This is a genomic window from Cellulomonas iranensis NBRC 101100 = JCM 18110 (genome assembly GCF_001552375.1).
GTDB lineage: Bacteria > Actinomycetota > Actinomycetes > Actinomycetales > Cellulomonadaceae > Cellulomonas > Cellulomonas iranensis.
The window spans coordinates 81769-95594 of record NZ_BCRB01000002.1; the positions used below are offsets into that span (position 1 = coordinate 81769).

General features: G+C 76.1%; 15 protein-coding genes. 5 read left to right on the forward strand and 10 right to left on the reverse strand.

Features of this window, described 5'->3' with window-relative positions; translation table 11 throughout:
- Positions 1–51: 51 nt before the first annotated feature.
- The 4 genes from CS2_RS00800 to CS2_RS00815 all read right to left on the reverse strand — a co-directional run bounded on the left by CS2_RS00800 (position 52) and on the right by CS2_RS00815 (position 4719).
- Positions 52–1176, reverse strand: a complete 1125-nt coding sequence (locus CS2_RS00800; protein ID WP_046528940.1) for a GuaB3 family IMP dehydrogenase-related protein — start codon at positions 1174–1176, stop codon at positions 52–54.
- Between the two features lie 46 nt (positions 1177–1222).
- Complete coding sequence (gene guaB / locus CS2_RS00805; RefSeq protein WP_046528941.1) at positions 1223–2746, reverse strand: IMP dehydrogenase; 1524 nt, start codon at positions 2744–2746, stop codon at positions 1223–1225.
- Positions 2747–2830: 84 nt separating this feature from the next.
- A complete protein-coding gene (locus CS2_RS00810) occupies positions 2831–3502 on the reverse strand; it encodes a response regulator transcription factor (RefSeq protein WP_046528942.1) in 672 nt (223 codons plus the stop codon).
- 197 nt (positions 3503–3699) lie between these two features.
- Positions 3700–4719 carry a MerR family transcriptional regulator gene (locus CS2_RS00815; protein WP_070318472.1) on the reverse strand — a complete coding sequence of 340 codons (1020 nt, stop codon included), beginning with the start codon at positions 4717–4719 and terminating at the stop codon, positions 3700–3702.
- Positions 4720–5008: 289 nt separating this feature from the next.
- Here CS2_RS00815 and CS2_RS00820 point away from each other — a divergent pair, with 289 nt between their 5' ends.
- Positions 5009–5305 carry a WhiB family transcriptional regulator gene (locus tag CS2_RS00820; protein WP_046528944.1) on the forward strand — a complete coding sequence of 99 codons (297 nt, stop codon included), beginning with the start codon at positions 5009–5011 and terminating at the stop codon, positions 5303–5305.
- A gap of 231 nt (positions 5306–5536) precedes the next feature.
- On the opposite strand, the gene groES is transcribed toward CS2_RS00820, so the two are convergent.
- Positions 5537–5830 (reverse strand): co-chaperone GroES, encoded by a 294-nt coding sequence (groES, locus tag CS2_RS00825; protein ID WP_046528945.1) that lies wholly within the window; start codon positions 5828–5830, stop codon positions 5537–5539.
- A 273-nt stretch (positions 5831–6103) separates the two neighbouring features.
- Between groES and CS2_RS00830 the strand changes: the two genes are divergently transcribed.
- Together CS2_RS00830 and CS2_RS00835 are read left to right on the forward strand one after the other, a co-directional pair.
- On the forward strand, positions 6104–7306 hold the full coding sequence (locus CS2_RS00830; RefSeq protein WP_070318473.1) for a class I SAM-dependent methyltransferase: 1203 nt from the start codon (positions 6104–6106) through the stop codon (positions 7304–7306).
- Positions 7306–8454 carry a glutamate--cysteine ligase gene (locus tag CS2_RS00835; RefSeq protein ID WP_070318474.1) on the forward strand — a complete coding sequence of 383 codons (1149 nt, stop codon included), beginning with the start codon at positions 7306–7308 and terminating at the stop codon, positions 8452–8454. Before CS2_RS00830 ends, CS2_RS00835 begins: the two co-directional genes overlap by 1 nt.
- A 37-nt stretch (positions 8455–8491) precedes the next feature.
- On the opposite strand, the gene CS2_RS00840 is transcribed toward CS2_RS00835, so the two are convergent.
- On the reverse strand, positions 8492–9712 hold the full coding sequence (locus CS2_RS00840) for a hypothetical protein (RefSeq protein WP_134850588.1): 1221 nt from the start codon (positions 9710–9712) through the stop codon (positions 8492–8494).
- A gap of 68 nt (positions 9713–9780) precedes the next feature.
- Here CS2_RS00840 and CS2_RS00845 point away from each other — a divergent pair, with 68 nt between their 5' ends.
- On the forward strand, positions 9781–10188 hold the full coding sequence (locus CS2_RS00845; RefSeq protein WP_134850587.1) for a PadR family transcriptional regulator: 408 nt from the start codon (positions 9781–9783) through the stop codon (positions 10186–10188).
- On the forward strand, positions 10185–10745 hold the full coding sequence (locus CS2_RS00850) for a hypothetical protein (RefSeq protein WP_070318476.1): 561 nt from the start codon (positions 10185–10187) through the stop codon (positions 10743–10745). Before CS2_RS00845 ends, CS2_RS00850 begins: the two co-directional genes overlap by 4 nt.
- Before the next feature lie 2 nt (positions 10746–10747).
- On the opposite strand, the gene CS2_RS00855 is transcribed toward CS2_RS00850, so the two are convergent.
- The 4 genes from CS2_RS00855 to CS2_RS00870 all read right to left on the reverse strand — a co-directional run.
- Entirely contained in the window at positions 10748–11371 is a 624-nt protein-coding gene (locus CS2_RS00855) for a response regulator transcription factor (protein WP_070318477.1), read from the reverse strand.
- A complete protein-coding gene (locus CS2_RS00860) occupies positions 11368–12597 on the reverse strand; it encodes a sensor histidine kinase (protein ID WP_156441931.1) in 1230 nt (409 codons plus the stop codon). The genes CS2_RS00855 and CS2_RS00860 overlap by 4 nt, the downstream gene beginning before the upstream one ends.
- 65 nt (positions 12598–12662) lie before the next feature.
- A complete protein-coding gene (locus tag CS2_RS00865; protein WP_046528950.1) occupies positions 12663–13151 on the reverse strand; it encodes a hypothetical protein in 489 nt (162 codons plus the stop codon).
- A gap of 161 nt (positions 13152–13312) precedes the next feature.
- The coding region (locus tag CS2_RS00870; protein ID WP_439951178.1) for a Kae1-like domain-containing protein at positions 13313–13826 on the reverse strand (514 nt) is incomplete at its 5' end.

The following is a 13826-nucleotide window of genomic DNA, read 5'->3' on the forward strand; positions in this document are numbered from 1 at the left end:
CACCCGGGTACGCCGCAGGGCCGGGCGCGTGCCCGGCCCCGCGTGCGGACGTCAGCGCGGCTGGTACGGCGAGACGACGACCTCGATGCGCTGGAACTCCTTGAGGTCGGAGTACCCCGTGGTCGCCATCGCGCGGCGCAGCGCGCCCACGAGATTGAGCGTGCCGTCGGCCGTGTGGCCGGGGCCGAAGAGGATCTGCTCGAGCGTGCCCACGGTGCCGACCTCGACCCGCTCACCGCGCGGCAGCTGGGGGTGGTGCGCCTCGGAGCCCCAGTGGAAACCTCGCCCGGGGGCGTCGGTCGCGCGCGCGAGCGCCGCGCCGAGCATGACGGCGTCGGCGCCGCACGCGACGGCCTTCACGAGGTCGCCCGAGCGCCCCACGCCGCCGTCGGCGATGACGTGCACGTACCGGCCGCCCGACTCGTCGAGGTAGTCGCGGCGCGCCGCGGCGACGTCCGCGACCGCGGTCGCCATGGGCGCGTGGATGCCGAGCGACACGCGCGTGGTGTGCGCGGCGCCGCCGCCGAACCCGACCAGGACGCCCGCGGCGCCCGTGCGCATGAGGTGCAGCGCGGCGGTGTACGTGGACGCGCCGCCGACGATCACGGGCACGTCGAGCTCGTAGATGAAGCGCTTGAGGTTGAGCGGCTCGGCGCGGCCCGACACGTGCTCGGCGGACACCGTGGTGCCGCGGATGACGAACAGGTCGACGCCCGCGTCGACCACGGTGCGCCAGTGCTCCTGCGTGCGCTGCGGGCTGAGCGCGCCCGCGACGACGACGCCGGCGTCCCGGATCTCCTGCAGCCGCGCGCGGATCAGCTCGGGGCGGATCGGCGCGGCGTAGATCTCCTGCATGCGCGCGGTCGCACGGGCGGGCGCGAGCGTGGCGATCTCGGCGAGCAGCGGCGTCGGGTCGTCGTACCGCGTCCACAGGCCCTCGAGGTCGAGGACGCCCACGCCGCCGGCCTGGCCGAGCGCGACGGCCGTCGCGGGGCTGACCACGGAGTCCATGGGCGCCGCGAGGATCGGCAGGTCGAAGTGGTACGCGTCGATCTGCCAGCCGACCGAGACCTCCTCCGGGTCGCGCGTGCGCCGCGAGGGCACCACCGCGATGTCGTCGAAGGAGAACGCCCGGCGTCCTCGCTTGCCCCGTCCGATCTCGATCTCGCTGCTCACCGGACGAGCCTACCGGCGGGCGGGCCGTCGCCGGCCCGCCGTCCGCTCAGCGGCCGGTGTAGTTGGGCGCCTCGACCGTCATCTGGATGTCGTGCGGGTGGGACTCCTTGAGGCCCGCCGGCGTGATCCGGATGAACTGGCCGCGCTGCTGGAGCTCGGGGATCGTGTGCGCGCCGACGTAGAACATCGACTGGTGCAGGCCGCCGACCAGCTGGTGCGCGACCGCCGACAGCGGGCCGCGGTACGGCACCTGGCCCTCGATGCCCTCGGGCACGATCTTCTCGTCCGTCGTGACGTCGGCCTGGAAGTAGCGGTCCTTCGAGTAGGAGACCCGCCCGCGCGAGGCCATCGCCCCGAGCGACCCCATGCCGCGGTAGTGCTTGTACTGCTTGCCGTTGACGAACACGAGGTCGCCGGGCGACTCGTCGCAGCCCGCGAGCAGCGAGCCCAGCATGACCGTGTCGGCGCCCGCGACGAGCGCCTTGGCGATGTCGCCCGAGTACTGCAGGCCGCCGTCGCCGATGACCGGGACACCGGCCGGGCGGCAGACCTGCGCGGCGTCGTGGATCGCCGTCACCTGGGGCACGCCGACGCCCGCGACGACACGGGTCGTGCAGATCGAGCCCGGCCCGACGCCGACCTTGACCGCGTCGACGCCCGCGTCGACGAGGGCCTGCGCGCCCGGCCGCGTCGCGACGTTGCCGCCGATGACCTGCACGTGGCGGGTCGCCGGGTCGGACTTCAGCCGGCGCACCATGTCGAGCATGAGCCGCGCGTGCCCGTTGGCGGTGTCGACCACGAGCACGTCGACGCCCGCCTCGACGAGGGCCGTCGCGCGCTCCCACGCGTCGCCGAAGAACCCGATGGCCGCACCGACCACGAGGCGACCGTCGGCGTCCTTGGTGGCGTGCGGGTACTGCTCGGACTTGACGAAGTCCTTGACGGTGATGAGGCCCGCGAGCTTGCCCTCGTCGTCGATCAGCGGGAGCTTCTCGACCTTGTGCTTCGCGAGCAGCGCGGCGGCGTCCTGGCGCGCGATGCCGACGGGCGCCGTCACCAGGGGCATGGGCGTCATCGCGTCCCGCACGAGGCGCGTCGCGAACTCGGCCGGCGGCACGAAGCGCAGGTCGCGGTTGGTGATGATGCCGAGCACGCGGTTCTCGCCGTCGACGACCGGCAGGCCCGAGACGCGGTACGTGCCGCACAACGCGTCGAGCTCGGCGAGCGTCGCGTCGGGGCCGACGGTCACGGGGTCGGACACCATGCCGGACTCGGAGCGCTTGACGACGTCGACCTGGTGCGCCTGGTCGGCGATCGACAGGTTGCGGTGCAGGATCCCGACGCCGCCCTGGCGCGCCATCGCGACGGCCATGCGCGCCTCGGTGACGGTGTCCATGGCCGCCGAGACCAGGGGCACGCGCACGCTGATCTCGCGGGTCAGGCGCGACGAGGTGTCGACCTCGGACGGGATGACGTCCGTCTCGCCCGGGAGCAGCAGGACGTCGTCGTAGGTGAGACCGACCCGGGCGAACGGGTCCGTGGGAGCCGTGGGAGCGTCGTGCGCCGTCATCACGCCAGGATACGTGGCCGCGCGGGTGGGCAGGACGCCCCTGCCCGCCAGCCGGACGCCGGACGACGGCGTCCGGCGCGGGCGTCAGTCGATGATGCCGCGCCGCAGCCCGATCGCGACCGCCTGCGCGCGGTCGGACGCCCCGAGCTTGCGGAACAGCCGCCGCGCGTGGGTCTTGACCGTGTCCTCCGAGAGGAACAGCTCCTGGCCGATCTGCGCGTTGGAGCGGCCGTGGCTCATGCCCACGAGCACCTCGATCTCGCGCTTCGTCAGCACCGGGGTCGGCTCGACGGGGCGTGCGGCGACACCCGCGTCGGCGCGCGCCACGTGACTCTCCTGCAGCGGCGTCGCCGGGTGCGGCACGGCCGGCACGGCCACGCCCGCGGTGACGGGGCTGGCCTGCACGTGCGCGGCGACGGCCGCGAGCTCGGCCCGGCCGACGTCGGGCGCGAGGAAGCCGCGCGCACCGAGCGCCAGGGCCCGGTCGAGCGCCTCGCCGTCGTCGGGCCCGGCGAGCAGCACGACGGCCGTCGACGGCGCGACCGCGCGCAGCCGGCGGATCGCCTCCGTGGGCCCGGCACCGGGCAGGTGCGCGTCCAGCAGCACGACGGTGGGCGTGATGCGGCGCGCGAGCGCCAGCAGCTCGTCCGCGGTCGCCGCCGCCCGGACCGGCGCCAACGACGGCACTCCGATCGATGTCACGACGAGCCGCTCGCGGACGGTCGCCGAGCCGTGGCAGACCACGACTCCAGCCATGGGTATCCTCCTCGCGCCGATCCCGGCACCACAACGCGTGCACGGGTCCATGCCTGCATCGGCGTTACCGGTGCGTCACGTTAGCCCTCACGCCCGACCACCGGGAATCAACGCGCCGTTTCCTCACGGTTGACGGGTCCCTCGTGATATGCCGTCACGCTATCGGGTCAGCGCGTCGGCACCGGATGAGACGCCCGTCACAGGGGTGCGGCCTGCGCGACGACCGCCAGCACCTCGTGGACCAGCCCCGTCAGCGTGCGGGCGCGGTGGACCGACCGGTCGAGCGGGACGCGCTCGCCCGCGACCTCCGGCACCATGACGAACTGCGGGAGGTCGTCCCGCTCCCGGGCGAGCGCCGCGACCACGGACAGGTCCGGCGCGGGCGCCTCGGAGACGGTCACGACGGCGCGGGCCCGGGTCATGAGCGCGAGCTCGCCGGCGTGCCGGGTCGACACGGGGCCGGCGACGAGCCGCGCGTCGACGCCGCCGTCGACGAGCGCCGCGGCGAGCGCGTGCGCGACCACGGGACGCGTCTCCCCCGGCACCGGGAGCAGCAGCACGACCGCGGCGTCGGCCGCGGGGAGCGCGGCCGTGCGGGCGCGCAGCGCGGCGAGCACGCCCCCGACCAGCGTGGCGCGCGCGTCGACGCCGGGCCGCTCGACGACCGTGCGTCGCGCGAGCGCGGCGAACGCGGGCTGGACGAGCCCCGTCCACCAGGCGGCGAGGTCGTCGACCGCACCGAGGTCGAGCAGCGCCACGCAGCGGTCGCCGCGCCCCGTCAGGGCGGCGTCGACGAGCTCGACGACGCCACGGGCGCCGGCCGCGCGCCCGGCCGGGGGCGCGTCCGTGGCGACGGCCGGGGTCGGCGCGCCGCTCGGCGTGGGCACGGTCGGGAGCCGCGCGGTGAGGTCGTCGCTGCGGGGCGGCGGGCCGGCGGCGACGTCCGCGGCGAGGGCGAGCCGGGCGGCCTCCGCGGGCGCGACGCCGTCGATCGTGAGGCGGCGCATGACGAGCAGCCGGTCGAGGTCGCCCGGGGCGTACCGGCGGTGCGCCCCGGCGTGGTGCTCGGACGGGCCGAGGCCGTAGCGGCGGTCCCACGTCCGCAGCGTCGCGGGGGCGACGCCGAGCCGGCGCGCGACGGCCGCGACGGTCAGCGCGGGCCCGTCGCCCCCGGGCTCGGTGCGGTCGTGCGGGTCGTCGACGGGACCCGTCGACACGTCCGCACCGTCAAGCCCTTCCTCGGCTGCCGCGACCATGACGCGATTGTGCCAGCCACGGGCCGCGCCGCCCGCCTCGAGCGCGTCACGAGCTGGCGCGATCCGCCGGCGAACCGCGCCGCACCGCGCCGCATCGCGCCACCGAATCGCGTCAGCGAAGAGGGTCTTGAACAACTTCTGGCGCGGTTGTACGGTTACGGCACGTCAACACGGGCAACCGTCGACGGCGACCGACTTTCGTCCCGGCCACGAGCCGCCGGACGTGCCGCACGAATCGAGGAGGACCCCCATGGCTGAGATCTCGCGTCTGCCCGGACCGGTGATGGACCTGTGGGAGTGGCAGTTCGAGGGCGCCTGCCGCGACGCCGACCAGGACCTGTTCTTCCACCCCGAGGGCGAGCGCGGCTCGGCCCGCCGCCGCCGCGCCGAGGCCGCCAAGGCCATCTGCGCCACCTGCCCCGTCCTCAACGAGTGCCGCGAGCAGTCGCTCGCCGTGCGCGAGCCCTACGGCGTCTGGGGCGGCCTCTCCGAGGACGAGCGCGCCGCCGTGCTCGCCGAGCGCGCCGGCCGTCGCGTCACCGCCTGACCCGCACCACCTGACCCCGCACCACCGACCGCGCCCCGGTCCGACGCCGACGTCGGCCCGGGGCGCCGTCGTCCCCGGCGCCGTCGTCGGCCCCACGACCGGGGCGGCGCGCGCCGTCCCCCTCACGACGCGGCCCCGCCGTCACGCGTCGCCCCACGACGACGAAGGCCCCCTCCGGGACGGAGGGGGCCTTCGTGCTGCCGGGGACGGGCCCCGGGTGCAGCGGAGTCGTCAGCCGACGATCGCGAGGATGTCGCGCGCCGAGAGGATCAGGTAGTCCTCACCGGCGTACTTGACCTCGGTGCCGCCGTACTTGGAGTAGATGACCTTGTCGCCGACGGCCACGTCGAGCGGCACACGGTTCCCCTTGTCATCGATCCGGCCCGGACCCACGGCCAGGACCTCGCCCTCCTGGGGCTTCTCCTTGGCGCTGTCCGGGATGACGAGACCCGACGCGGTCGTCGTCTCGGCCTCAAGGGTCTTGACGACGATCCGGTCCTCGAGGGGCTTGATGGAGACCGACACAGCGGACCTCCCCTTCGCATGTGAGTCGTTCTGAGGCAGTGTCTGCGCCGCACCGTCGCCGCCGTCGTCGCGGGTGCCGGGGCCACCTGTGCGGTTGGCGCCCCCTGACGGGACCGCCGGTTCCTCACTCTAGGAATGCGTTAGCACTCGGTCAACCCGAGTGCCAGCATCCGGGTCCCCGACCTGCACGGTGACGCGGCCGCGGCGCGGCGCCCGGACCGCCCCGTGACGCCCCGTGACGTCCCGGCGGCGTGGCCGTGGGAGGCTGGGCGCGTGGACGACGCCGGGCTGGTCAAGCTCCTGCAGCCGGAGGGGTGGGCCCTGCTGCAGGCCCTGCCGCCGTACGACGAGCGGCTCGCGATGCCGATCGCCGAACGCCTCCAGAAGGAGGGTCTCGACCCCGCGCTCGTCGCGGCCGCGCTCACGCAGTCCCGGCTGCGCGCCAAGGCGCACGCCAAGCTCGGCGAGTTCGCCGAGGACATGCTCTTCACCGTCGCGGGCCTCGAGCAGGCGACGCGTCTCGAGGTCGCGGCCCACCACGCGCGGCGGTACCGCGACGCGGGCTGCACGTACGTCGCCGACCTCACGTGCGGGCTCGGCGCCGACGCGCTCGCGCTCGCGGGCGTCGGGCTGCGCGTCCTCGCGACCGACGTCGACGAGACGACCGCGGCGCTCGCGACCGTCAACCTGCGCGCCTTCCCCGAGGTGCAGGTGCGCATGGCGGACGGCACGGCGCTCGACCTGGCGGCCGAGGGCGTCGACGGCGTCTACGCCGACCCCGCACGCCGCACCGGCAGCGGCCGCCGCGTCTTCGACCCGAGCGCGTACGGCCCGCCGCTGGACGCGGTCCTCGCGACCCGCGACGTCGTCCCGGCGCTCGGCCTCAAGCTCGGCCCCGGCCTGGCCCACCGCGACCTGCCCGTGGACGCCGAGGCGCAGTGGGTCTCGTCGGACGGCGAGGTCGTCGAGCTCGGCCTGTGGTTCGGGCCGCTCGCTCCCGACGGCCCCGGCCGCACGGCCCTCGTGCTGCGCGACGGCGCCGCGCACACGCTGCGCGCGGACCCCGACGGCGACGACGACGCGCCCCCGGTCGGGCCGGTGGGCGGGTACCTGTACGAGCCGGACGGCGCCGTGATCCGCGCGGGGCTCGTGGGCACGGTCGCCCACCGCGTGCGCGGACGCCTGATCGACCCCACGATCGCCTACGTGACCTCCGACGCCCTGGCGGACCGCACCGCGTGGCACCCGCTCGCGACCGCGTACCGCGTGCTCGACGACCTGCCCTTCGGCCTCAAGCGGCTGCGCAGCTACCTGCGCGAGCGCGGCGTGGGCCGCCTGACCATCAAGAAGCGCGGCACGGCCGTGGTGCCCGAGACGCTGCGCCGCCAGCTCGACCTGCGCGGCCCCGCCGAGGGGACGGTCGTGCTCACGCGCGTCGCGGGCCAGCAGCGCGTGCTCGTCGTGGAGCCGGTCTGATGGCGGCGCCCGTCGCGCTGCCGTTCGCGACGTCGGAGCGGTCGACCGTCGGCATCGAGTGGGAGGTCGGCCTGGTCGACGCCGACTCGGGCGACCTGCGGCAGGCCGCGCAGGCGATCTTCGAGGCCGTGCGCCCCGCCGACGGCACGGACCACCCGCACATCACGTCCGAGCTGCTGCTCAACACGGTCGAGGTGTCGTCGGGCAAGTGCCGCACGGTCGGCGAGGCGGGGGCGGACCTGCAGCGCGCGCTCGACGAGGTCGCGGCGGCCGCGCGCCCGCTGCGCATCGAGCTCATGGGCGCGGGCACCCACCCGTTCGCGAGCTGGGCGGCGCAGCGCGTCACCGACAAGGAGCGCTACGCGACGCTGATCGACCGCACGCAGTGGTGGGGCCGGCAGATGCTCATCTACGGCGTGCACGTGCACGTGGGCGTCGAGGACCGCGACAAGGTGCTGCCGCTGAGCCGCGCGATGCTCACGGTGTTCCCGCACCTGCAGTCGCTGTCCGCGTCGTCGCCGTTCTGGGGCGGCAAGGACACGGGGTACGCGTCGAACCGGGCGCTGCTGTTCCAGCAGCTGCCGACCGCGGGGCTCCCGCCGCAGCTCGAGCACTGGGAGCAGCTCGAGCAGTACGTGGGCGACATGATGCACACGGGAGTGATCGACCAGGTCGACGAGGTCCGGTGGGACATCCGCCCGTCGCCGCGGTTCGGCACGCTCGAGATGCGGATCGCCGACGGCGCCGCGAACCTCCTCGAGGTCACCGCGATCAGCGCGCTCACGCACTGCTTCGTCGAGCACTTCTCGACCCTGATCGACGCGGGCGAGCCGCTGCCGACCATGCCGCAGTGGTTCGTCCAGGAGAACAAGTGGCGCTCGGCGCGCTACGGGATGGACGCGATCGTCATCACCAACGCGGCGGGCGACGAGGAGCTCGTGACGGACTCGGTGAGCCGGTGGCTCGTCGAGCTCGCGCCCGTCGCGGACCGCCTGGGGTGCGCGGCCGAGCTCGAGCAGGTGCGCACGATCCTGCGCCGCGGCGCGTCGTACCAGCGCCAGCGCGCGGTGGCGCGCCGGAACGCGGGCGAGCTCGAGCCGGTCGTGCGGTCGCTCGTCGCCGAGCTCGCGGCCGGCCGCCCGCTCTGACCCGGGCCGTCGACGTCCGCCGTCAGCCCTTCCCCCGTCAGTCCTCCCACCGCCACGTCTGCAGCGCGTCCTCGAGCACCCCGAGCGCCGCGGTCTCGTCCGGCGCGTAGGTCAGCAGCCACCGCCACGTGCGCCCGCGGCGGTCGAGCCGGGCCTCGGTGCGCGCGAGCCCGGCGACCTGGAGGGTGCGCGTCGCCACGACGCCCGCGGGGGTGGCGCGCTCGCGCACGGGGCCGGCGGGCGTGACCCGTGGCCCCCAGGCGGTGCGCTCGGGCCGCTCGAGCGTGGTGCGCGCGTCGCGTCCCGGATCGGCGTCGGACACGGTGACGACGAGCGACGACGTCGGGCTGAGACGCAGGTAGGCGGCGGTCCACGCGTCGTCGGGGCACGGCACGTCGGCCGCGACGAGCTCGGCCGGTGCCGCAGGTGCGCGGCACGAGGCGGCGAGCGCGAGGTCGGGCGTACGGATCGCGAGGCGTCCCGGTGCGGCGGCGGCCGGGCCGCGGGGCGCGGGTGGCGCACCCTCGGGGGTGAGCCAACGCCACGACGCGAGCACCGTGTCGGCGAGCCCGTCGACGCTGGTGTCGTCGGCGGTGCGCAGCACGCCGACCGCGAACGCCCACCCGTCGCGGTCCACGTGGGTGTCCGTCACGTGCCGCGTCCCGACGGCGAACGTGTGACGCCACGCCGGGCCGGCGGCGGTCATCGCGTGGACGACGTCGCCGACCGCGGCCCTCCGCTCGCCCAGAGCGCGCGCCTGGGCGGGTCGGTCACGGGCGCCCGCGAGCACGCCGCCCTGCTCGACGGCCCCGACCCGTCCGAGCACGACGACGAGCAGCGCGCGGTGCGCCCCCAGGAGGACCGTGGCCGGCTGGCACCGGCCGTGGGCGTCCGCAGCACGCGCGGGTACCGAGTGCCACGGCACACGGACCCGGAACCCGGGCGCGCCGGCTGACGAGGCGGGGTGCACCACCTCGAACCGCAACGCGGTGGGGTCGGCGCCGGCCGGGAGCGGTGGCGGCGCCAGTGCGGCTGCGGCCGGCAGCCCGATGAGCGGCACCATCTCGCGGGCGCGGGACACCGCTCGCGCACGCTCGTCGGGCGGCAGGTCCGGGTCGAGGAGCGCGATCATGCGTCGCCGCATGCGCCAGCGTGCGACGGGTCCCCACGGGAGCTCCCGGACGACGAGGGCGACGAGCAGGAGGACGGCGGCGGGGAGCAGCAGGTCGCGCACCCTCCTGGCGTCGGCAGCCGGCACGCCGAACTTCAGTGTCCGACCACACCCACTAGTTTGCATCACCAGATAGCAGGCCTTACCGTGAACGCGTGACCAGCGACCGCGACCCCCAGCTCCTCAAGGGCGTGCTGCCCATGCTCACGCTCGCCGCGCTCACGCACGACGAGTCCTACGGCTACGAGCTCGTCGCGGCCCTGCGCGCGGCCGGCCTCGCCGAGCTGTCGACCGGGACGCTCTACCCCGTGCTGACGCGCCTCGAGCGCGACGGCCTCGTGACGTCCCGGCTCGTGGCCTCGTCGTCCGGCCCGGCCCGCAAGTACTACCGGCCCAGCGACGCGGGCCTCGCCGCGCTGCGCACGCAGCGCGCGTCGTGGGCCGCGCTCGTCGCGACCGCCGACCGCGTCCTGCGCGCCGCCGCCGAGACAGCAGCCGCCGGCACGGCGGCCACCGACACCGCGCCCACCGCGGCGCCGACCCACCCGGAGGGGACCCGATGACCACGCACCACGACACCGCACCCGACGCGTCCGCCACCGACGACGCCGCGCACCGCCTCACCTGGCGCGACCGCCAGCGACTGTCCTGGTGGTTCCTGCGGTTCGAGCTCGCGATGCAGGACTACCCGGGCCGCGAGGCCCGCCGCATCCGCCGCGAGCTGCGCGCGTCCGTGCTCGACGACGCGTCGCGCATCGGCCTCGACGCCGCGCTGCGCGACCTCGGGTCGCCCCGCCGCCTCGCGGCCGGGTACTTCGCCGAGCTCGAGCACGAGCGCCCGCGCTGGACCGACGGCGCCGTGCTCGCCGCGGTCGTCGGCGTCGCGCTGCCGCTCTACTCGTGGCTCGGCTGGCAGATGGGCGCGCTCGACGCGGTCGACGCGATGGGCGGCGGCACGGTCGAGCTGAGCTGGTTCGGCTCGCCCGTGACGCTCACGCGCACCGCCGAGGAGATCTCCATGACGACGTCCGTGACCTGGGGCCCGCTCGCGCTGAGCGCGGCCCTCGCGCTGGTCGCGTTCGCGCTCGGTGCGCGCGTGTGGCGGCTGCGCCGCGGCTGAGCTCAGACCCACCCGTTGCGGCGCGCGAGCGCGACCGCCTCGTGCCGGTTCGTCACCCCGAGCTTGGCGACGGCCGACGACAGGTGGTTGCGCACCGTGCCCGGTGCGAGGTGCACGCGCGCGGCGATCTGCTCGACGGGCGACCCGTCCGCCGCGAGCTCGAGCACGTCGGCCTCGCGGGCCGTCAACGGGCTGCCACCCGTCGCGATCGCCTCGGCCGCGAGCTCGGGGTCGACGTACCGACCACCCGCGTGCACCTGCCGCACCACGTCGGCCAGCACGCGCGACGGCACGGTCTTGGGCAGGAACCCGCGGACGCCCGCCTCGAGCGCACGCTTGAGGTAGCCGGGCCGGCCGTGGCTCGTCACGACGACGGTCGCGACCCGCGGGTCCGCCGCGAGGATCCGCGTGGCCGCGTCGATGCCGTCGGCCGCGTCGGTGCGGCCCCGGACCGGCATCTGGAGGTCGAGCAGCGCGACGTCCGGCCGGTGCACGCGGGCCGCGTCGACCGCCTCGTCGGCCGACGCGGCCCGCGCGACGACCTCGACGTCGTCCTCGAGGTCGAGCAGCGACGCGAGCGCGTCGCGGATGAGCGCCTCGTCGTCGGCCAGCAGCAGGCGGATCACGCCGCCACCTCGCTCGCGACCGCGGGGACCCGCACCTCGAGCACGAACCGGTCGCCGTCGGTCGCCGCGCTCACGGCACCGCCGAGCGGCGCGAGGCGCTCGGTCAGCCCCCGCAGCCCGGCACCACCCCCGGGCCCGGCCGGGCGGGCCCGGACGCCGTCGTTCGCGACGCGCAGCAGCACGTCGCCCCCGCCCTGCGCGACCAGCGCGAGCTCGCACGTGCGCGCGTCGGCGTGCCGCACGACGTTGGTCGTGCCCTCGCGCACGGCCCACGCGAGCGCCTCGGCGGCCACCGCGGGGAGGCCGCGCGCGACGTCCTCGCCCGTGACCCGCACCTCGACACCCGCCGAGCGCAGCACCGACCGCGCGCCGACGAGCTCGGCCGCGAGGTCGGCGGCGCGGTACCCCTCGACGACCGCGCGCACCTCGCGCAGCGTGTCGTGCGCGAGGTCGCGCACCTCGAGCATCTGACCGCCCGCGCCGTCACGCCCGCGGGACGCGAGCTCGGCCGCGAGCTCGCTCTTCACCGCGACGGCCGTCAGCGCGCGGCCGACGACGTCGTGCAGGTCGCGCGAGAACCGCAGCCGCTCCTCGGCGACCGCGAGCCGCGCGTGCGCGACGCGCGCCCGCTCGAGCTCCCAGACCACCGCGACCGTCCACGCCGACGCGCGGTACGACAGCACGACCGCGGCGGCGGACACGGACACCAGCAGCGTGCGGACGACCTCGTCCGAGGTCGCGCCGGCGGCGGCCCGCACGCTCAGCACGGCCGCGACGGCGCCCAGCAGCAGCGCCAGCAGCGGCACGGTGCGCAGCAGCGGCGACAGCGCGCCGAGCGTCGCGACGACCACCACGAGGACCGCGCCGGTGCGCGGGTCGACGCGCAGCCCCTCGGATCCCCAGCCGCCGGTGCCTGCGAGCACCGCGACCGTCGCGACGCCCAGCGCGACGAGCGCGACGACCTGCCGCACCGACGGCCCGGTGCCGACCGACGCGCGCGCGAGCCCCGCGCGCAGGACGAGGACGCACGCCACGGTGTGCGCGAGCGTCAGCACGACCGCCGGGACGACCCACGCCGCTGCGACGGGCCGCTGCGCGACGGCGAGCGCGACCAGCACCGGCTCGCTCGCCGACACCAGGTACAGCGACCCGCGCGTGTACGCGTCGAACTTCTGCGGCTCGCTCCAGCGGCCGAGCAGGCCACCGGGGCGCGTCGTGGTGCTCACGGCACCAGCCTGCCAGGCGTCACGGACCGCCCGGACGGGCCGGGCGCCGGCCACGACCGCGGCGCTCACCCCAGCGCCGCGAGCGCACCGGTGCCGATGAGCGCGAAGAGCGCGCCCCACGCGACCACCGCGACCGACTGCCAGACCAGCACCTGACGGCGGTCGAGCCCCGCGGTCACCATGATGAACGCGGTCAGCGAGATCGCGAGGACCAGCGGCGCGAGCAGGCTCGCGACCGGCACGCCGAACCGGTCGACGCGCTCGACGACCTTCTGGCGGCGCGCGCTCACGGGCCGCTCGGTGCGGTTCGCGCGCCAGCGCCGCCGGGCGGCGCCGCCCGCGACGACGGCGACGACCACCGCGACGAGGTTGCCGAGCACGGCGGCGCCGGTCGCGAGCACGACCGGCACGCCCGTGACCGTGCCGACGAGCGCGCCGACGTACGACTCGAGGAACGGCACGAGGCCGATCGCCATGATCGCGAGGAACTGCAGGACGGGGTCGAGGCCCGCGACGAGCTCGGAGAGCGTGGTGTGGATGCCGTTGTCGAACATGCCTCCAGCCTGCGGGCCGGTGCGGCGTCGACCCCGTGCGTCCGCTCACCGGTCCGCGGCCCGGCCGCACGGGCGAGGCATGACGTCCGTCACGGGTGCGCGGCGCGACCGGCCCCGACAGGGCCCGGTCGCGCCGTGGCCGGTCCAGGCCGTCGGTGCGGCTAGACCAGGACCTGCGTGAGCGGCATCGTCGAGTCGACGGGCAGGTCGAGCGGCGAGGGCGGCAGACCGCGGCGCACGACGGCGGAGCCGAGCGCGCCGATCATGGCGCCGTTGTCGGTGCAGTAGCGGATCGGCGGGATCCGCAGCTCGATCCCCGCCTCGGCGCAGCGGGCCGCGGCCATGTCGCGCAGCTGCGAGTTCGCGGAGAACCCGCCGCCGACCACGAGGGTCGAGACGCCCTCGCGCCGGCACGCGGCGATGGTCTTGGCCGTGAGCACGTCGGCGACGGCGGCCGCGAACGACGCCGCGACGTCGGGCAGCGGGACGTCCTCGCCGGCGTCGCGGCGCGCCTCGACCCACCGCGCGACGGCGGTCTTGAGACCCGAGAACGAGAAGTCGGTCGCGTGCTTCGCCTGGTCCTTGGGGGCCGTGAGGCCACGCGGGAACCGGATGGCCTCGGGGTCGCCCTCGCGCGCGAGCCGGTCGATGTGGGGGCCGCCGGGGTACGGCAGG